Below are 18,743 nucleotides of genomic sequence, written 5' to 3'. Positions count from 1 at the left end.
AACCAAGAAAAACGAGGGTTTCAGTCTTTTCCTAATGAAAGGCTGCGCGCCACAGCCAATTGTGGGACACAGCCTGTACACAGGGTAGCAAAACTCCTCTGTGCCGACACTCCGAATCTCCCTCAGCGGGGTTACTTGAAGTCGGCGTAAGGCGTCAGCGGTTGCGGCGGTAAATCCAGGTCACCCTGCCAACCGGCCAGCGAATAGCGCAGGTAAATCAAAGCGTGGCTCGGGGTATAGTCTTTTGCCTGCTGGATGTCGATGCCGGCACCGAGTGTCCAGTGCGAACTGAGACGCCGTTCGACAATCGCCCGCAGGGTATAGCCGACGCCGGAAGAAGAGCTGCCATCCTCGACGGCAAACTTGTCCGGCAGCGAATCCGGGATCAGCCCCTGCAGCGGGTAACGCCGCTGGCTGTTGGTTTTCGAATGGGACAACGACACCGAACCGCCCAGCTCCCAGGACCAATTATCAGTACGTTGGCGATAGTTTACCGGTATCGCCAGCGACATATATTGCTGCGGGCTGTAATAGCCCCCCTGACCGAGAGAATAACCGCTCAAATCCTTCTGGTAGTGCCACAGCATGGTGTTCAGCCCGACGGTGACACGGCGATTATCTTCGTTGATCAACTTATAGTAATAGCCGGCCATAAAGCGCTCACGCTGATTGTCTTCAACGTTTTTGCCGGTTAACTGATGTGCGCTGAGGTCGGCCCAGACACCGTGCGCTTCGCCGCGGTCGTAACTGGCGCTAAGGCTGACCCCAGTCGCGCGCACGCCGCCCCAGGTGGTACCGGTATTTGGGTCTTTGGTACCGCCAAACGCCAGCAATGAGCTGGAAATGGGACGTCGCGAGGCCGCCAACGTCCAACCAATGTGGTTCCAGTCATTGCTGTAGGCCAGTCCACCGACCCAGTCAACCACCTCAAAGCCCATTGGTGTGGTGCCGATATCCCCCGCCCAGCGATCGTTTTTCCACCCCACGGCCACGCTGGTGCCGGTGGTTTTCTGACGCTCATCGCCGCTGCACCCCTGAGTATTGCAGGTACCGAAGGTTTCGTAATATTTGCCGCTGCCGTCGGTGGAGAAGCTGCCGGCATCCAACTGTACGGTATCGGAACGGAAAAACGCCCGCCCGTCATACCACGGCATATCGACCTGTAACATGGTGTCATGCGCTTTGTAATCGGAGATGCCACCCGTGCCGCTGGAGCTCCAATAATCATGGTCGAGGGTGACATTCACGTCTTGCTGGCGATACAGATCCGCCGCGTCCGAACGAATGCCCCGTTTAAGCCAGTCATCTGTCGGATTGTTGCGCGTCAGGTAGGTGTAACTGTCGTTATCCTGCGGCACACTCGGGGCAATACCGCTGGCGACCATCGCCTGTTTATAATCCTGCTGGGCCAGCACCGGCTGCTGTTGATCACGTTCGAGCCGTGCCGCGTCGCGGTAAATCAGCGCCTTCGCCTGGCTGGGTGGCGCTAGCTGCGCCGTCGTTTTCAGCCGGGTAAAAATCTCGGTCGCTTTTTGCGGCTCGCCAACGGCATACCAGGCGTTAGCCACCCGCCGCCCGCTGTTGTCTGATTCGCTCGGGTCCGGCGCGGCGGTTTGCAGCCGCTGGCGTGCTTCACTCAGCTTGCCCTGCGCTACATAGGCTTCTATTTCACCCAACCTGGCATCTGGGTTGTTCGGCTCACGCGTCCGTACGCGCTGATAGTCAGCCAGTGCGGCGTCATATTCACCGCGCGCCAGCGCCCAGTCGGCCAACTGGAGATCAATGCGGGTATCCGCCGGCTGGCGGCGCAGATAAGCCACCGCCCCCGGCTCATCGCCCGCAGTACGTAACCGATCGGCATGTTCCAGCGTCGCCTGCATCTTCAAGCGCTGCGCCAGTTCGCGCATATTGTCATTCCACTGCGCGGCGGGCAGGGTATTCAGCTGTGACAACGCCTGAGTATCGCGGTCGCTGCCGGAGAGATACAGCGCATAGGCGTATGCCAACTGCGGATTCGCACGCTGTTTTTGCGCCAGTCGACTGAACAGAGCATCTGCCTGTTCCGGCTGCCCAGCCTGACGCAGCGTCTGCGCATAGTGGTAAGTCAGCCAGACGTCATCAGGATCCATCTGCTGGGCACGACGGTATTTCTCCGCCGCCTGATGCCACTGCTTTTGCTGTACGAGCTGGTCGGCCTGCTGCTTGAGCATATCGAGCTGCAAACCCTCCAGCGTGCTGCGCAGCTTGTTTTGCTGGCCGCGTGGCAGGCTGTTGAGATAGGCCAGCGCCTTTTCCGGCGACTGGCGCTGATAAATATTCACCAGACCGCGTACCGCACTGCCGCTGCCGGGATCCAACCGCAGCGCCTGCTGGTAGAAACGTTCGGCGGCAGCATCATCTTTACGCGCCACCGCAACGTCGCCCAAGCCAATTACCGCGCTGCTGTCACCGTTGTCTATCTGTCGCGCCTGTTGGTATTTTTGCTGTGCCAGCGCCAAATTACCAGCTTTCAGCGCCTTGTCACCCTCATCCACCGCCAGCCAGTAACTGTTGCTCTTGATCAGGCTCTGCCATTTACTGCTGCCGTAGCCGCTTTTATCGGCCTGCAGGGCCTGACGAAACAGGCTCAGCGCCTGTGGACGATTACCGACGCGGGAATAGGCTTGCCCAAGCGCGCCCAGCACGTCGGCGTCGTTGGGTGAAGCCGCCAACGCTTTTTTCAACTCTGGAATGGCGGCACGACTGCCGCCCTTGTCCACCTGCGCCAGCCCGCGCACCCGCGCCTGGTAGGCAGGATCCGACAGCAGCGCCTGCTGCCGGGCCAGTTCTTGTCGGGCGCTGACCGCCTGATCGCCGGTTTCAAAAACGCCAAGAAAACGGTTAAGGGCAGCAACGCTCTGCGGACTGACCGGCATCGCTTTGACTTTCTCCAGCCACAGATCGGCGGCATCTCCGCGTCCGGCGGGATCGGCAGCCACTTTCTGCAAAAGATCATAGGCTTGCGCGTCGCGGTCCTGGCTAAATAGCATCCGCACCAGCGACATGCGCAGCGGCACGTTGCCGGAATATTGCTGATCCAGCGTCTGCAACTGTTTCAGCGCCGCGGCTTCCTGCCCCGGCAACCGCGCGACCAAACGCCAGTATTCCACCGCCAACTCCAACGTCGGCGGATCGCCGTGGAACAGCTCGTCATACTGCGTTTTCGCCTCCGGCAAACGCCCGGCGGTCGCCATCAGCCGCGCCTGCTGCAGCTTTTGGCGGGTTTCCGGCTGGGTAAGCAGCATGTTCATTTCCGCCTGCCGATAGCTACTTGACTGCGGCGCAATCTGTTTCAGCTTATCCAACTGCTGCTGTGCCAATGCCAAATTGCCCTGTCGCAATGCCAAACGCATACGCGCGGAAATCACCTCCGGGTTATTCGGATCCATCAGTTCAAGCCGGTAGAGCGACTGGCGAACCAACTCATCTTTGTTGCCGGCCTCGCCAACCCGCACCTGCTCCAGCAGCCATTGTTCCGGCGCAACGGTTTCTGCTCCCTGCGCCTGTGGCAGCATCGCCAGGCTTAAAGGCACCAGGCCCAGCCAGTTTATTCGGAAGTTACGCATTGGCCGCCCCAGGAGGGTTGAAGTTCACCCTGCCGATTAAAACGATAACGTTGTTGATCCCATCCCTGACCAAACAGCGCCAACGAGGCGCTGAAATAGGCCCGATCGCCAGGCGGGTTTTGTTTGATACGTTGGCGCTGCACCTGCAAGGCCTCTGGCTCGTGCGCCAACATCGGCAACATCGACGCCGAGAAACCCACCGGACCATCGCCGTGGGTTTTACCGCTGGCAGTGTCGGTTTTCTCCGGCGGCACGCCTTGCTGAGCCGTTAGCTGCGCCATAGGTTGCAGTTGCTTGAGCAACGCCGCCTTATGTTCATCGTCGTCCGCCAGCATGCCGGCCCACAAATAAACCCGGATGGCGTCATAACTGCCGATATTCGGTTTGACGGTATCCGGCTGCCAGCCTTTGCCGACCTGCCACACCACCCAGTCCGGCGAAAAGCCGTGCGGCGCGGTCTCCAACCACAACCGCTGGTTGGTTTGCTGCATCTTCCGCCATGGGCCATTCAGCACGGCAAAACGTGCCAGCAGTTGCGGGGGTAAATAGCTCGGATTGAGGCGCCAGCGATCTTCCGCCACGAAGCCGACTTTGCCCGGTAACAGCATCAACCCCAGACCCGGGATATCCGCCACTTCTTCACGAGCGATACGTTGCAACAACAGTGTGCCAAGGGTTTGATAACGGCGGCTTTTCCACAACCGACCGGCTTCCAGCAAATTGTAGGCAATCCACAGGTCGGCATCGGATGCCGAATTGCTGTCCAGCACCGTCCACTGTTTTTGTTCGTTTTCGCCCCACAACCAGGCGGGCAAATGTGCACTGAGGTCGCCCGCGGCCAGATTGTTTTCCGTCCATGTCAGCAATTGATCGAAAGCAGGCCGATCGTTTGCCACCAGCGCGAAGAACAGTCCGTAACTCTGGCCTTCCGAGGTGGTGATTCGGTTAGGACTGCTCGGATCGATCACTCGCCCCTGCTCACTGATATAAAACTGTTTGTACTGTTGCCAGGCCGGCCATTCACAGGCTGCAGCCGCGCTGAATGCGCACAGCAGCAGCATGCCGATGGTCAGACGCTTCAACCTCGCAGGCATGGCAATCAGTCCCGGTCTTCAGGTGACAGGCGACGGCGGCTGAAGGCCTTCAGGCCACGCCATAACATCAGCGCCAGCACCACCACGACCACCACGGCGATCACCGCCAGCCACACCGGATGGGTCGACAGCGCGTGCCAGATACGCTCCCACCATGGCAGATGGCCAACATAATAAACGTCGCCCACTCGCAGACTGTTCACGCCTGATTCACGGATCACCGCAACCGAGCCAAACACTGCGGCACGCTTGCCGCTGTCCAGCTGCGCCGTGTTCAACAGGTCGTAACCCCGCGCGCTGTCCGCCAGCAATGCCACAATGCTGCGCTGAGCGTTAAACGGCGACTGCACGCCGATAATTGCGGCCATCGCCCCTTCAGAACTGATGGTGGTTTTGCTGTCCGGCTTGGTGTCTTCTGCCAGCACGTCCATGGTCGGCAGCGGCAACTGCCGGGTCGGTTGTTTGACCCAGCTCTGGGTGGCGTCCACCAGCAGGCTGATCTTTTTATCGTCCTTCAGCTCCGGGGGAATAGTGCCGATCATCAAAATATCGGCATCCCGATCCTTGGCCTGCGACCAGTCGTCACTCAGCGTCATCGCCAACGCCGGGTAACCGGTTTGCGCGCCAATGATGCCCATCGCGTTCAGCAAAGCGCTGACCTGCGCCGGTTGCGGCTGCTTGTTTACCAGCACCAGCGTTTGCGACAAATCGGCCAGGCGGCTGAAAGGGAAACCGGCATTGGCAAAGGCCCGCAGGTCCGGCATCGCCATAAAGTGACGGTAACCGGAGAAATCAATGGTCGATGCGCCGTCGATCACTGCATGGTTAGCGGTAAAGGAATAGGTTTCGCAACGCCCTTCCGCGCCGCTGGCCAACAGCGTGGTGTAGTCAAAGTCGAAACGCAGTTGGTTGGTCGCCCCCAGACGCAGCGCCGGAATATTGACGTTCTTGTCCGAATCGATCAGCCCCTGGGTCAGTGGCAAGCGCAGCAACTGGGCCCCCTGCTCATGCTCCGGCACCAGCGAGTAAGCCTGCACGAACTGGTTGTTCAGGCTGACGCTCAGCCGCGAACCGTCCTGAATGCGCGGGGCGGTATAGCGGTATTTCAAGTGCATATCGATGCCGGTACTGCGGATCAGGAACAGGTCCGGCGGCAAATTCATGGTCAACGAAATGGGGCCCGGCTCGATACCGCTGGTTTGCAATTGCTCAGCGTACTGCTGCAGCTCGGCGAAGGTCATCGGCCGATCGGTGCGCACCCAGTTAGGCGCATCATAGGGCTGACGCGGAGCCAGCTGTTCGACCTTGTCCACCGTGACGTTTTGGCCACGGAACAGAATATTGCCCTGCGCGATACCTTTCACCGCGGTGATCAAATCGTTGTCATCGCGCCCCTGCACCAGCAGCAGTTTGATGTACGGGTTATCCGGATGGCTAATCATCTCCACCGTCGGCCCGTTGACCGCCGGATAATCCCGCAGGAAATCCGGACGCTGCTTGTTGGTGGCGAAGACGATTGCGTGCTGTTCCGGCAGCTTGTTGTACAGCGTCGGGAACGACTGACCGCGCCACTGTGCTTTGCTGCCGAACCACGAAGCCAAAATGCCTGCCGCGCGCTGCTGAGTGATATCCGGCTGGCCGGCAAACACCATCGGCAAGATCAGTGGGCGGTTGTCGCGGCTGTCAAAAAACGGCTCCGGGAAATGCGACAGTTCGTTCTTCAACGGCAAGGTCTGGAAGCGCAGGTTCAACGAGCTGGATTTACTGACTTCCAACCACAAGGTCGTGCTGGCCGGGTTTTCGCAAATGTTTTGGTAATGGCCGACGAACACCAGCCGTACGCGGTTAAAATCGGTGATATAGCGAGGATCTATCGCCATTTGGATGCGATTTGGTTTACCGAGCTGCTCTTTGGCAAGGGTCGTCACCCCCATCAGCTCATCATTAAGGTACACCTTGACGTGCGATTCCACCGGGATCAGCGACGGTGACGGCGTAAACTCCAGATCAAGCATCGCCTGCGACACCACCTCATCGCTGCGCACGCCGAATTCAACCTGGCCATCCGGCCGGGTACCACGCAGGGTAAAGGTCCCCGGCGGCGGAGCAATAGTGGCGAACGGCAACTGCACATCACGAACCGGCGCATTCGGATCCACCGGCGCGGCCGATCCCATAGGGGTGGTGACCGACGCATCGGCGGGTATCGTCACCGGCGGCTGTCCGGTCGGCGCGGTGGCGGTTTCAGCCTGAGACAAGGTGCTGATGCCTAAGGCCAGGGCGGTAAACCAGGTTATTTTTCTCGTCATCGTATCATCATCAATGTTATAGCCTGGGGGCCAGGCGAGTGAGCGGGCGGTTTGCCTATACCACTGTCTCTTTTTGGCTGAAGGCCGGGGCTCTGCCAACGCCGTGTGGGATAAATGACACTCCCCACGCAATCAGCGTCGTGAACCCGACCAGCAGGCGGCGCACCATCGGCGGTGCATAATCCGCCATACGTACGTAACCCCGGAAGCCCAGCGCCAGAACGTCGCGCAGGCTTTCGATCGGTTTATCTTCAGGGAACCCGTCCTGCCACAACGCCCAGGTATCGGCGCGGGCAAAGGTGCACTGAATAAAATCAATGTGTTCGCGGGTGGTCATGGAAACCATACGGATCCCCACCTTGCTGCCGAAGGCTCGGGTCACCACACACGGAAAGCTGTATTCCTGCTGCCCGCGTTTGAGCAGCAGCGACACCTTGTCGCCATCTTTCAGCGCATCCGCTACGCGCATCTCAATACCCACCCCTCCATCGGAATAATCGCGCAGCGTACAAGGGAACAGATGGCCGTCGGCACGAGCGATTGCGGCCGGCATCGCGATCTCTACCCGGTGCGCCTGACGCACCTGTTTGGCCTCTACCGCTACCGCCACCGCCCCACCGAGAATGGTCATGTTGTACAGCACCCACACCAGGCTGATGATCACCGTCATGACTTCATCGGCCGGGCCGTAACCCAGCCGCCAAACGCCGAAGAACAGCCCGGCCAGATTCAGGATCACCAGGAACATATAGGGCCGGGTGATCACCCAGTCGACGTGCTCTTCTTCCACCAGCCCGCCTTTGGCGGTGACGTTGAATTTGCCCTTGTGCGGATTGAACAGCGCCACCGTCGTTGGCCGGGCGATATACCAGGCCAATACCGTTTCGTAGATCTCACTCCAGAAAGAGTGCCGGTATTTCCCCTGAATACGCGAGTTGGTCAGACTGGCGTGGATCATATGCGGCAACACATACAGCGCGATCGCCAGCGCCGGGGCGAAAATGATGTAGGCATGCAGCAACAGGAAAGCCAAGGGCGCGGTCAGGAAGATCAGCCGCGGAATACCGGACAAGAAGTGCAGCATGGCGTTGGCATAACATAACCGCTGCGCCAACTTCAGCCCCTTGCCTAACAGCGGGTTATCCAGCCGGAAGATTTGCACCATGCCGCGTGCCCAGCGAATACGCTGGCCAATGTGCGCCGACAGGCTCTCGGTCGCCAGCCCGGCGGCCTGGGGGATACGGATATACGCCGAGGTGTGTCCACGGCGATGCAAACGCAAGGAGGTATGGGCATCTTCGGTGACGGTTTCCACCGCGATACCGCCGATTTCATCCAGCGCACTGCGACGCAGAATGGCGCAGGAGCCGCAGAAGAAGGTCGCGTCCCACATGTCGTTGCCGTCCTGCACCAGGCCATAGAACAGCGTTCCTTCGTTCGGCGTCTGACGAAAACGCCCCAGGTTGCGCTCAAAAGGATCCGGCGAGAAGAAGTGATGCGGGGTCTGCAGCATCGCCAGCTTTTTGTCTTTGAAGAACCAACCCATGGTCAGTTGCAAGAACGAGCGCGTGGGTACGTGGTCACAGTCAAAAATCGCGACAAACTCGCCGGTGGCCTGTTTCAGCGCGTTGTTGATGTTACCGGCCTTGGCATGCTCATGAGTCGGCCGGGCGATATACTTAACCCCCACCTCTTCGGCGAACGCTTTGAATTCTGGCCGGTTACCGTCATCGAGGATGTAAATACTGACCTTCTCTTTCGGCCAGTCGATGCCCAGCGCGGCGTAGATGGTCGGCTTCACCACCCCCAGATCTTCGTTGTAGGTCGGCACCAGCAAATCGATCGTCGGCCAGGTTGCGCTGTCGGCAGGCATCGGTACCGGCTGGCGATTCAGCGGCCAGACGGTCTGGAAATACCCCAACACCAGCACCACCCAGGCATAGGTTTCCGCTATCAGCAGCAGCAGGCCGCAGGTCAGGCTGAGCGGATCGTCCCAGTTCAAGGTGGCGGTATAGCGCCACCACAGGTAGCGGCAGGAAACGGTCAGCGACAGCACGATCAGCATCAGTCCCGGCAGACGGCCCGGTACCCGGCGCACCACCATGGCAATGGCCCACAACAGCACCACAAACACAAACTGCGCCGGCAGATCGAACGGTTGAGAAATACAGAGTATGGCGAGGATTGCCGCCAATACGCCGACAATAATAAACAGCAGACGACGCATGCGCTGGCTCATCCGGCCAAGGCGCTCAACCGAACGCTGCTCCAGCCCGGCATTTTCCAGCCGCTGTGGCAGGGTTTGCAGCCACTGGGCGTAGCGCAATTGCAACCGCCGCCAGCCGGCGAAACGATGATGGGCCACAGGTGCACGATCGGTGCGGAACACCAGCAGCCACAACCCTTGCACCAGATAGCGCAGCGCGTCCGCCGGCCGCGGACGGCTGGAGGATAGATGGGGGAACCAATAGCTGCGCGCAGCCCGCAACCGTTGCCAGCCGGGGGATTCGAAACGCAGGAAAATCCAGCCCAGTGCCACCAGCAGCGTGGTGAAAAAGGCGGTAAACGCCGACGAACCGTGCCGTCGGTAGTTACGGTAACGCGTCTGCACCGCCTGATGGACCGGCGGCACCAGCAGCAGGTTCATCACCCGGCTCATGTCGGCGTCCCCTTCAGGTTAATCAGACACCAGTTAGCCAGCGTCAGCACTTCATCCGCAGCCAGGCTTTCCGGCCGATATTCCCCCAAAGGCTGTTTCACCGCCAGGGCTTCGGCCATCGCCTCATCGCGGTGGATAACCACCGGCAACAATCCCCCCAGCGTTTGCAGCCACAGCTGGTGTAAATCCTGCTGGAGTCGGCTGGCGGCGAAATAGTGGTTAATCAGGAAACGGCAGCCTTGCGGCAGCGCTTGCTGATGCAGCCGCACCTGGCAGTTTGCGTCCGGAGCAATCAGGGTAAAGACGCAATCTGCCACCGCCAGCGCCTGCTGAGCCAATGCTTCATCATCCGCCGGCAGATCCAACAGGATCCAGTTGTACTGCGCCGCGGCGTTTAGCTGCGCCAGATTGTCCTGCCAGCGGGCGGGCTGCTGCCGACAAGATTGTTGTACATTCACCCGTTCCGCCAGGGTGAGCTGGCCAAAGGGGAGAAAGTCGAGGTTTTCACAATAGCGCATCGCGCCCTGTTGCCAATCGCCGCCGTCCTGCTCGGCCCGGGCCCAACCCCGTGCCAGCTCGAATGGCATATTAAAATGCAGACGCAGCAGGTTATCCGACGCAAAATCAATCGCCAATACCGACTCGCCCAGTTGCTGTAATGCCCACGCGAGCGCCGCGGTGACCGACGTCGCCCCCATCCCGCCTCGCAACCCCTGCAGAGCAATCACTGGCATAAACTAACGGCTCCCCGTGGTCTGCGCTAATTCGGCCAGCAGCGGCCAGTTGGCCATCATTTGCGTTAACCGCTCCTGACGTGCGATATCGACATAGCTTAATTTTGGCAGCGAAAATGCCTGACTAAGCGCCAGCAAATCGTCCTGAGTTTCCGATGGCACCACTGCGTGAAAGCGCGTTAATTGATCATTCATTCTGCCGCCTCAAAAAAATAGGCTAATGTTAATTACTATAGCAACGCTAAAAAAAAGACATGGCCAATAAGATGATTCTCAACAAATATTAGTACATGGCTGGTTTTAATCTTTTTATTATTGTTCCCAATGACAGGATGGCCGAATAGCTATACTCAGTTGGCCGCGACGACACTTTCAACGAAAGTAGAAAAATATCCTATGGCGCAATCTTTCTCATTAGGTGTTCGGCAGATTTGGGAAGAACTGTCTGTCATGCAAGCCCCGGGGCTGTATTGGGTGAATGTCGACCGTCAAACCGATGCCAACCTGCTCTGCCAGCAAACCTTGGCTGCCCAGGCTGCAACCAGCCAGGTCGCGTTGATATGCAGCGGAGAAAAACCTGACGGGTTGCTGGCGGAACTTGTCTCCCCCGCATTGAAAAAAATCCCGCTGTACCAGCTACCCGAGAAAAAAGCGGCGCTGATGCACTTTAGCGACGACCTGATGCGCGCCCTAAAACCGCAAAATCGCCTATTGATTCTGTTGGCCCATGCCAGCTTATGGCAGACCTTCACCCGCGAAGAGTTGGGTGACTGGACCCGCGCCACCGGCGCCTGGCTGCGCCGACAAGGCTGCACGCTGCTGATCCTCAGCCACGGCGGCGGCGTAAATAAACTCAAAGGGCAACTCAGCACTCAACACCGCATCCTTAACGGGCTGGCCAGCCTGCAGTGGCAGCAGGACAGTGCACAGTATCTGGTTAACTGGTGGAGCACCGAAAACGGCATCAACGCCAACCAATTGCTGACGCTGTATGCCGGTGAACACGGCTGGCAGGGTGACGACGACAGCAATAAACCTTCTCCGACCTCCATCCGCAGCGATGAAGGGCGCTACCTGGCCCAGCAGAGCATTCTTGAAGGCGCGCCGCCGCTATCGGCCAACTGGCAACTGCTGCAAACCAATGCGCAACTGGCGCAGCACGGCATGTTGACGCTTTCGGCTACGTTGATCTTCGCCTTGTACCAAAGTGATGAAATTGATGCGCTGGCACATCAAATCCACAGCCTGCGCCGTCAACGCGGCAACGGACTGAAAATCGTGGTACGCGAGATGAGCGCCAGCCTGCGTTACAGTGACGAACGCTTGCTGTTGGCCTGCGGCGCCAATCTGATTGTGCCGCACGTAGCACCGTTATCGCGCTTTTTGACCATGCTTGAGGGTATCCAGGGGCAACGCTTCTCGCGCCACGTTCCGGCAGATATTGATGCCCTGCTGGCCGGGCTGCGCCCGCTGCAACTGAAAGGTTATATGCGGCCGGACGATTTTAGTCAGGCGGTGATTTCGCTGATGGGCAACACGCTGCTGCCGGAAGACGGTAAAGGTGTGATGGTAGCGCTGCGCCCGGTGCCCGGGTTGCGCGCCGAACAGGCGATGACCCTGTGTTTTCTACGGCGCTTCGGCGACGTAATGACCGTGGTGCAAGGCCGACTGGTCCTGTTTCTCTCCACCTGCCGGATTAACGATTTGGATACCGCTCTGAAGTTTATTTTTCGTCTGCCGGTAGATGAAGCCTTCAGTAACCGGGTGGTGTGGCACCAGGACGTAGATATTATTTCTGAAATTAAACGGCTGGCGCACAACGCCAATATTCCGTTGCCTGCAGCGACCGTACAGGCCACACCGCGCCAGGTCGCCGCCGAGGCAGACCGCCCGCAGGAGCGCCGTCAACCGGTGGCTTTCACGCTGACTACCGGTGCGCAGGAGAATAAGCATGTTGAATCTTAACGACATTGTGCAACTGATTATTCTGTGCGCCATTATTTTCATCCCGCTGGGTTACGCCTTTCACCGGCGTTTCCCGCACTGGCGTCAGTACTGGCAAAACCTGTTGTTATCACCGCGCTATTTAAAATCCATCGGATTATGGGTGCGCGAAGGTTCTTCATCTCAGATTAAGCGTAAGAAACAGCCATGAAGCCAACAAACAACCCGCAATCCGACAACTCCCTGTGGCGCTACTGGCGTGGGCTGGGTGGCTGGAACTACTACTTCCTGGCCAAATTTGCCCTGCTGTGGTTCGGTTACCTGAACTTCCACGCCTTGCCCAACCTGGTGTTCATGGCATTTCTGTTGATGCCGATACCGGCGATGCGTCTGCACCGCTGGCGTCATTACGTGGCGATCCCGATTGGGATTGCATTGTTCTATCACGACACCTGGTTGCCCGGCATCAACAGCATCATGAGCCAGGGCTCGCAATTGACCGGCTTTAGCGCCCAGTATCTGCTGGAGCTGATAAATCGCTTTATCAATTGGCAGATGATCGGCGCGGCCTTCGTGATGCTGATTGCCTACCTGTTCCTGGCCCAATGGGTACGGGTTACCGTATTCACCGTTGCCGCACTGGTGTGGTTGAACCTGGTCAACATTGCCGGGCCGGCCGTCTCCCTGTTACCGGCCAGTACTAACGCTTCTACCAGTAGCACCCCGGCAACGACGCCGCCGGCTGCCGGGGGCGACAGCGCACCGGCGGACAGTGCGCCACCAACCAGCGCCAACCTGACGGCCTATCTGAATCAGTTCTACGACAAGGAAAAAACCCGCGCAACCGCCTTCCCGGCCAGCCTGCCTGCCGATGCTCAGCCGTTTGACCTGCTGGTGATCAACATCTGTTCGTTGGCCTGGGCCGACATGGACGCGGTAAAACTGGAAAACCATCCGCTGTGGTCGAAGATGGACATTATGTTCGACAACTTCAATTCGGCCACCGCCTACAGCGGCCCGGCGGCAATCAGGTTATTACGCGCCAGCTGTGGTCAGCCTTCGCATCACGATTTGTATCAGCCGGTCAATCAGCAATGCTATCTGTTTGATAATCTTGCCAAGCTGGGCTTCAAAGAGCAGCTGATGCTGGATCACTCCGGCGTGTTCGGCAACTTCCTGAAAGAGCTGCGCGAACAGGGTGATATGCAGGCACCGCTGATGTCTCAGGCCGGGATCGGCAATGAGCTGACCTCGTTCGATGGCGAACCTATTTATAACGCTCTGGAGCTACTCACCCGCTGGCTGGATCAGCAGCAGAAAGCCGGTGATACCCGCAGCGCCACCTTCTTCAATATCATTCCACTGCATGACGGTAACCGTTTCGTCGGTTCGAACAAGAGCGCGGACTATCAACCCCGGGCGCAGAAATTGTTCGACCAGTTGAATACTTTCCTGGATCAATTGGAGAAGTCTGGCCGCAAGGTGATGGTGGTGATCGTACCGGAACACGGCGCGGCACTGGTGGGAGACAAAATGCAGATGTCCGGCCTGCGCGATATTCCCAGCCCCAACATTACCCATACGCCGGTAGGTATCAAACTGATTGGTATGAAAGCGCCGCATCAGGGCAGCCCGCTGCAGGTCAAAACGCCAAGCAGCTACCTGGCGCTTTCCGAGCTGGTTTCTCGTTTGGTAGACGGCAAGGCCTTCACCGCACCGAGCGTAGACTGGCAGGCGCTGACGCAGAACCTGCCGCAGACGGCGGTCATTTCCGAGAATGACAACGCCATCGTGATGCAATACCAGGGCAAGCCTTACATCCGGCTAAACGGCGGCGATTGGGTACCTTATCCCCAGTAATTGCATTACCTGATGACTCAGGGGCACGCCTTCGGGCGTGCTTAGTCTGATGACAAACACCCGAAAAATGTGGTTTTCGGATGTTTGGGGTAAATCAGAAAACATAATCCTTTGTTTTTATTAGTCCCTAAATCAGAACTTTTAATTGCAAAGGACTTTATCAGCCATCTGGGCACGCCTTCAGGCGTGCTTTTTTTTGCAGCCATCAAGCTGCGGCGGAACCTTAATCCTTAACATTGGCTTTGGGCATTCCATTCCAATCGGCGTAATAATCCGGATAGAAAAAGCCAAGAGATTAATTATCAGTGGTTTGCGAAGATTCCTAATTCAGATTATTTCGTCAGGATTTTGCTAAGAAAAATAAGCGCCATTAATACAAATAAAAAATCCACTCAATAAACTAATTAATACGATCATAATTAAAAGCAAAAAAAATGCCGGCGTAAAAACCGGCATTTTTAGTTAATTGTCATGGATAACAAAGTTATGCCGCAGAATTTTCATCCTGATCGACCGCAAAGCAGGCCACCATCTGCTCGCCGTATTGCTTTAACTGGGGTTGCAGTTGGGTACAAGGCCCGAAAGCACGGCGGCAGCGAGCATTGAATGCACAACCTGGCGGTGGGTTCATCGGGCTGGGCAGTTCGCCGGTCAGCTTGATGCGCTCGCGACGCATATCCGGATTCAGGCGCGGTGTCGCGGACAGCAATGCCTGGGTATACGGATGACGCGGATTATTGAAGATGGCGTCTTTACTGCCCTTCTCCACGCAGCGGCCGAGATACATCACCATCACTTCGTCGGCAATGTGCTCCACCACCGACAAATCATGGGAGATAAACACGTAAGACAGCCCCAAATCCTGCTGCAAATCCATCATCAGGTTCAACACCTGCGCCCGCACGGACACGTCCAGCGCAGAAACCGGCTCATCGGCAATCACTACGTCCGGGTTAAGCATCAACCCGCGTGCAATAGCGATACGTTGCCGCTGCCCGCCGGAGAACATATGGGGATAACGATCGTAATGCTCGGTTTTCAATCCGACCTTGGCCATCATCTCCAGCGCTTTCTCACGACGTTCTGCGCTGCTTAACGCGGTATTGATCTGCAACGGCTCCTCAAGGATCTGCCCGACCTTCTTGCGTGGGTTGAGCGATCCATAAGGATTCTGGAACACGATCTGGATCTTCTGGCGTCGCAGCTTCTCGGCAGTGACATCCGGCTTCAGCAAATCCTGCCCCTGATAGTACAACTCGCCGCCGGTCGGAACTTCAATCATCGTCAGCAGGCGACCCAGCGTCGATTTACCGCAGCCGGATTCGCCCACCACCGCCAGCGTTTTGCCACGCTCAAGCGTAAAGGAAACGCCATCCAGCGCTTTGACCAGCCGCTCCGGGGCAAATAGCCCCTTCTTGACCGGGTAGTGTTTCTTCAGGTCAATCGCCTGCAATAAGGGTTGGTTCTGGCTCATACGGTCGGCCTCCCCGCATCATCCAGCGGTGTGTGACATTTAACCTGACGGCCGGGAATGCTGCGCAGTTCCGGCTCTTCAGTACGGCAACGCTCATTGGCGTACGGGCAGCGTGGATTGAGCAAACAGCCGCTTGGGCGGTCATATTTGCCCGGTACCACGCCAGGCAGCGAAGCCAGGCGCGCTTTATCGGCGGCGAATTCCGGCAACGCGCGCAGCAGCGCCTGAGTATAAGGGTGACGCGGTGCGCGGAAGATTTCCGATGCCTTACCGGACTCCACCACCTGCCCGGCATACATCACGATGATGTGATGCGCCGCCTCGGACACCAGCGCCAGATCGTGAGTGATCAGCAACAGGGCCATATTTTCACGCTGCTGCAGTTCCAGCAGCAGTTCGATAATTTGCGCCTGAATGGTCACGTCGAGCGCGGTGGTCGGTTCATCGGCAATCAGCAGCTTTGGTCGGCAGGCGATCGCCATGGCGATCATCACGCGCTGGCTCATCCCACCCGAAAGCTGGTGCGGATACACGTCGAGACGCGAAGCCGGGTCGGGGATACCTACCTGGGTCAGCAAATCAACAGCCCGTTGCCGACGAGTGCGGCGGTTGCCGCCCTGATGCACCTTCAACGCTTCCATGATCTGGAAGCCGACGGTGTAGCACGGGTTAAGGCTGGTCATCGGATCCTGGAAAATCATCGCCACTTCCGAGCCCACCAGTTGGCGACGCTCTTTTTCGGAAATTTTGCGCAGATCCTGGCCGTTAAACTCCAGTTTTTCGGCCATCACCTTACCGGGGAAGTCGATCAGCCCCATAATCGCCAGCGAGCTGACGGACTTGCCGGAGCCGGATTCGCCGACAATGCCCACCACCTGGCCCTGCTCCACGCTGTAACTGATGCGGTCTACCGCGCGGAAGGGAGTGCCTTCGTCACCGAAGTGCACCGAAAGCTTGTCTACATTTAATAACGCCATCTCTCTCGTCCTCTGTTACTGCTTGAGTTTGGGGTCGAGAGCGTCACGCAAGCCGTCCCCCATCAGGTTAAATGCAAGCACCGTCAGCAGAATCGCCACGCCGGGGAAGGTCACGACCCACCAGGCGCTTTGAGCGAACTGCAGTACGTCGGAGAGCATGGTGCCCCACTCCGGCGTTGGCGGTTGCGCACCCATGCCCAGGAAGCCGAGAGCGGCCATATCCAGAATGGCGTTCGAGAAGCCAAGAGAGGCCTGGACGATCAGCGGCGCCAGGCAGTTTGGCAAGATGTTGATAAACATTTGGCGCAGCGCACCGGCACCGGCCACGCGTGAAGCGGTGACGTAGTCGCGGTTCACTTCCACCAAGACCGCCGCGCGCGTAAGTCGCACGTAGTGCGGCAAGGCGACGAAGGTTAACGCCAGCGAAGCGTTGACGATGGAAGGGCCGAAGATAGCCACCAGCACCAATGCTAACAGCAGGCTCGGCAACGCCAACATGATGTCGACGATACGCATGATGATTGCATCTACCACGCCGCCGAAATAACCGGCCAGCAGGCCCAGCACCACGCCCATGATCAGCGAAAGCACCACCACCAGACAGCCGACCAACAGCGACAGCCGCGCGCCGTACATCAGGCGCGACAGTACATCACGGCCCACATCGTCAGTACCGAGGATATATTGCCAGCTGCCGCCTTCCTGCCAGACCGGCGGTTTGAGCAGCGCGTCGCGGAACTGATCCGCCGGCGCATGCGGTGCCAGCACCCCGGCACCGATGGCGATAACGAACATCACAATGATATAGACCAGGCCGACAACGGCCCCTTTATTGCGCTTGAAATAGTGCCAGAACTCCTGAAACGGGGTCATGGGCTTCGGCGCACCTTTAACTACAGACTCAGTGACTTGAGACATTAGAGCGCCCCTTATTTCTTGTGGCGAATACGCGGGTTGACCACGCCGTAGAGCACGTCTACCAGCAGGTTAACCAGAATAATCATACAGGCGACCAGCAATACGCCGCCCTGAACAACCGGATAGTCGCGACGCTGCAACGCATCCATCAGCCAGCGCCCCAGGCCCGGCCAGGAGAAGATGGTTTCGGTCAGGATGGCACCGGCCAGCATGGTGCCGACCTGCAGGCCAATCACCGTTACCACCGGCAGCAAGGCATTGCGCAAAGCATGCACCACGATCACCCGCATGCGGCTCACGCCTTTGGCGCGCGCGGTACGGATGTAATCTTCGCCCAACACTTCCAGCATTGAGGAGCGCGTCATACGCACGATCACCGCCAGCGGAATGGTGCCGAGTACGATAGCAGGCAGGATCATATGCATCACGGCATCAGCGAAGTCGCCCGGTTCGCCCCAAATCAGGGTATCAATCAGCATAAAACCGGTTAACGGCAAGGTATCGTCGAGGAACACCGTGTCGCTGACCCGCCCCGATACCGGCGTCAGGTTTAGCTGCACCGAGACCAGCATGATCAGCATCATGCCCCACCAGAAAATCGGCATCGAGTAGCCGGTCAGCGAGATGCCCACCGCGGTATGATCGAATATTGAGCCTCGCCTGACTGCCGCCAGCACCCCGACCGGGATACCCACCAGCACGGCAAAAATCATCGCGCAGAACCCTAATTCCAGCGTGGCCTTGAAGCGTGGAACAAACTCATCCCAAACGGAGATGCGGCTTTTGAGGGACGTACCCAAATCACCCTGCAACACGTTGGATACGTAAGAGAAATATTGTTGATAGAGCGGTTTATCCAGCCCCATTTCCGCCATCAACTGCGCATGGCGTTCTGCGGAGATCCCGCGTTCCCCGGCCATGATGGTCACCGGGTCACCGGGGATCATATGGACGAATGCAAAAGTCAGCAAAGTTATGCCGATAAACGTTGGGATAACTAACCCCAAACGTCGGAGTATGAACTGCAACATATCCCGAACTCTCTGTATAAAGTGCCCGGCAGCTCATCGTCCGCCAGGCTTATTAAAGCTCACACACTTTGAACAATCCTGATGCCATACGCCGGAGACTGGTCAGCAGAAGCGCAACCTGTTGCGCCCCTGCCAAGT

The 18,743-nt window shown here is 58.0% G+C and carries 13 protein-coding genes; 3 read left to right on the top strand and 10 right to left on the bottom strand.

Annotated features, from left to right (window positions below):
* Positions 1-131: 131 nt before the first annotated feature.
* The 6 genes from bcsC to bcsR are packed head-to-tail and all read right to left on the bottom strand — an operon-like array spanning position 132 to position 10,596.
* Positions 132-3,605: a cellulose synthase complex outer membrane protein BcsC gene (gene bcsC / locus AC1RKG_RS17705; protein ID WP_187962118.1), complete on the bottom strand. Its 3,474-nt coding sequence runs from the start codon at positions 3,603-3,605 to the stop codon at positions 132-134.
* Positions 3,587-4,699 (bottom strand): cellulose synthase complex periplasmic endoglucanase BcsZ, encoded by a 1,113-nt coding sequence (gene bcsZ, locus AC1RKG_RS17700; protein ID WP_048762510.1) that lies wholly within the window; start codon positions 4,697-4,699, stop codon positions 3,587-3,589. The genes bcsC and bcsZ overlap by 19 nt, the downstream gene beginning before the upstream one ends.
* A 5-nt stretch (positions 4,700-4,704) precedes the next feature.
* Positions 4,705-7,008, bottom strand: a complete 2,304-nt coding sequence (gene bcsB, locus AC1RKG_RS17695) for a cellulose biosynthesis cyclic di-GMP-binding regulatory protein BcsB (RefSeq protein ID WP_493183538.1) — start codon at positions 7,006-7,008, stop codon at positions 4,705-4,707.
* A gap of 55 nt (positions 7,009-7,063) precedes the next feature.
* Complete coding sequence (gene bcsA / locus AC1RKG_RS17690) at positions 7,064-9,667, bottom strand: UDP-forming cellulose synthase catalytic subunit (RefSeq protein ID WP_262034154.1); 2,604 nt, start codon at positions 9,665-9,667, stop codon at positions 7,064-7,066.
* Positions 9,664-10,401, bottom strand: coding sequence for a cellulose biosynthesis protein BcsQ (bcsQ, locus tag AC1RKG_RS17685; RefSeq protein ID WP_493183537.1), 738 nt, complete (start codon positions 10,399-10,401; stop codon positions 9,664-9,666). Before bcsQ ends, bcsA begins: the two co-directional genes overlap by 4 nt.
* 3 nt (positions 10,402-10,404) lie before the next feature.
* Complete coding sequence (bcsR, locus tag AC1RKG_RS17680) at positions 10,405-10,596, bottom strand: cellulose biosynthesis protein BcsR (protein WP_046374762.1); 192 nt, start codon at positions 10,594-10,596, stop codon at positions 10,405-10,407.
* Positions 10,597-10,797: 201 nt separating this feature from the next.
* Between bcsR and bcsE the strand changes: the two genes are divergently transcribed.
* From bcsE to bcsG, 3 genes are read left to right on the top strand one after another with little or no spacing between them, the layout of a single operon-like run.
* Positions 10,798-12,366, top strand: a complete 1,569-nt coding sequence (gene bcsE / locus AC1RKG_RS17675; protein ID WP_493183536.1) for a cellulose biosynthesis protein BcsE — start codon at positions 10,798-10,800, stop codon at positions 12,364-12,366.
* Positions 12,353-12,556 carry a cellulose biosynthesis protein BcsF gene (gene bcsF / locus AC1RKG_RS17670; protein ID WP_020824733.1) on the top strand — a complete coding sequence of 68 codons (204 nt, stop codon included), beginning with the start codon at positions 12,353-12,355 and terminating at the stop codon, positions 12,554-12,556. The genes bcsE and bcsF overlap by 14 nt, the downstream gene beginning before the upstream one ends.
* The gene (gene bcsG / locus AC1RKG_RS17665; RefSeq protein ID WP_337048048.1) at positions 12,553-14,205 is read left to right on the top strand and encodes a cellulose biosynthesis protein BcsG; all 1,653 of its coding nucleotides are present in this window, start codon (positions 12,553-12,555) and stop codon (positions 14,203-14,205) included. The genes bcsF and bcsG overlap by 4 nt, the downstream gene beginning before the upstream one ends.
* A gap of 484 nt (positions 14,206-14,689) precedes the next feature.
* Here the strand turns inward: bcsG and dppF are convergent, their stop codons facing one another.
* From dppF to dppB, 4 genes are read right to left on the bottom strand one after another with little or no spacing between them, the layout of a single operon-like run.
* Positions 14,690-15,679 (bottom strand): dipeptide ABC transporter ATP-binding subunit DppF, encoded by a 990-nt coding sequence (dppF, locus tag AC1RKG_RS17660; protein WP_020824731.1) that lies wholly within the window; start codon positions 15,677-15,679, stop codon positions 14,690-14,692.
* Entirely contained in the window at positions 15,676-16,656 is a 981-nt protein-coding gene (gene dppD / locus AC1RKG_RS17655) for a dipeptide ABC transporter ATP-binding protein (RefSeq protein WP_020824730.1), read from the bottom strand. Before dppD ends, dppF begins: the two co-directional genes overlap by 4 nt.
* 15 nt (positions 16,657-16,671) lie before the next feature.
* Positions 16,672-17,574 carry a dipeptide ABC transporter permease DppC gene (gene dppC, locus AC1RKG_RS17650; RefSeq protein WP_041414095.1) on the bottom strand — a complete coding sequence of 301 codons (903 nt, stop codon included), beginning with the start codon at positions 17,572-17,574 and terminating at the stop codon, positions 16,672-16,674.
* An 11-nt stretch (positions 17,575-17,585) separates the two neighbouring features.
* On the bottom strand, positions 17,586-18,605 hold the full coding sequence (gene dppB / locus AC1RKG_RS17645; protein ID WP_020824728.1) for a dipeptide ABC transporter permease DppB: 1,020 nt from the start codon (positions 18,603-18,605) through the stop codon (positions 17,586-17,588).
* Between the last annotated feature and the right edge of the window lie 138 nt (positions 18,606-18,743).

Source organism: Serratia sp. GW822-FHT06D09 (assembly GCF_058799515.1).
Note: the sequence above shows the minus strand (reverse complement) of the source record. Positions and strands in the feature narration are given on the sequence as shown.

Bases quoted from the DNA above. Each gene is read 5' to 3' on its own strand.
- bcsA (WP_262034154.1), bottom strand. From the start codon at position 9,667: ATGAGCCGGGTGATGAACCTGCTGCTGGTGCCGCCGGTCCATCAGGCG.
- bcsQ (WP_493183537.1), bottom strand. From the start codon at position 10,401: ATGCCAGTGATTGCTCTGCAGGGGTTGCGAGGCGGGATGGGGGCGACG.
- bcsR (WP_046374762.1), bottom strand. From the start codon at position 10,596: ATGAATGATCAATTAACGCGCTTTCACGCAGTGGTGCCATCGGAAACT.
- dppB (WP_020824728.1), bottom strand. From the start codon at position 18,605: ATGTTGCAGTTCATACTCCGACGTTTGGGGTTAGTTATCCCAACGTTT.
- bcsZ (WP_048762510.1), bottom strand. From the start codon at position 4,699: ATGCCTGCGAGGTTGAAGCGTCTGACCATCGGCATGCTGCTGCTGTGC.
- bcsB (WP_493183538.1), bottom strand. From the start codon at position 7,008: ATGACGAGAAAAATAACCTGGTTTACCGCCCTGGCCTTAGGCATCAGC.
- bcsF (WP_020824733.1), top strand. From the start codon at position 12,353: ATGTTGAATCTTAACGACATTGTGCAACTGATTATTCTGTGCGCCATT.
- bcsE (WP_493183536.1), top strand. From the start codon at position 10,798: ATGGCGCAATCTTTCTCATTAGGTGTTCGGCAGATTTGGGAAGAACTG.
- bcsC (WP_187962118.1), bottom strand. From the start codon at position 3,605: ATGCGTAACTTCCGAATAAACTGGCTGGGCCTGGTGCCTTTAAGCCTG.
- dppC (WP_041414095.1), bottom strand. From the start codon at position 17,574: ATGTCTCAAGTCACTGAGTCTGTAGTTAAAGGTGCGCCGAAGCCCATG.
- bcsG (WP_337048048.1), top strand. From the start codon at position 12,553: ATGAAGCCAACAAACAACCCGCAATCCGACAACTCCCTGTGGCGCTAC.
- dppF (WP_020824731.1), bottom strand. From the start codon at position 15,679: ATGAGCCAGAACCAACCCTTATTGCAGGCGATTGACCTGAAGAAACAC.
- dppD (WP_020824730.1), bottom strand. From the start codon at position 16,656: ATGGCGTTATTAAATGTAGACAAGCTTTCGGTGCACTTCGGTGACGAA.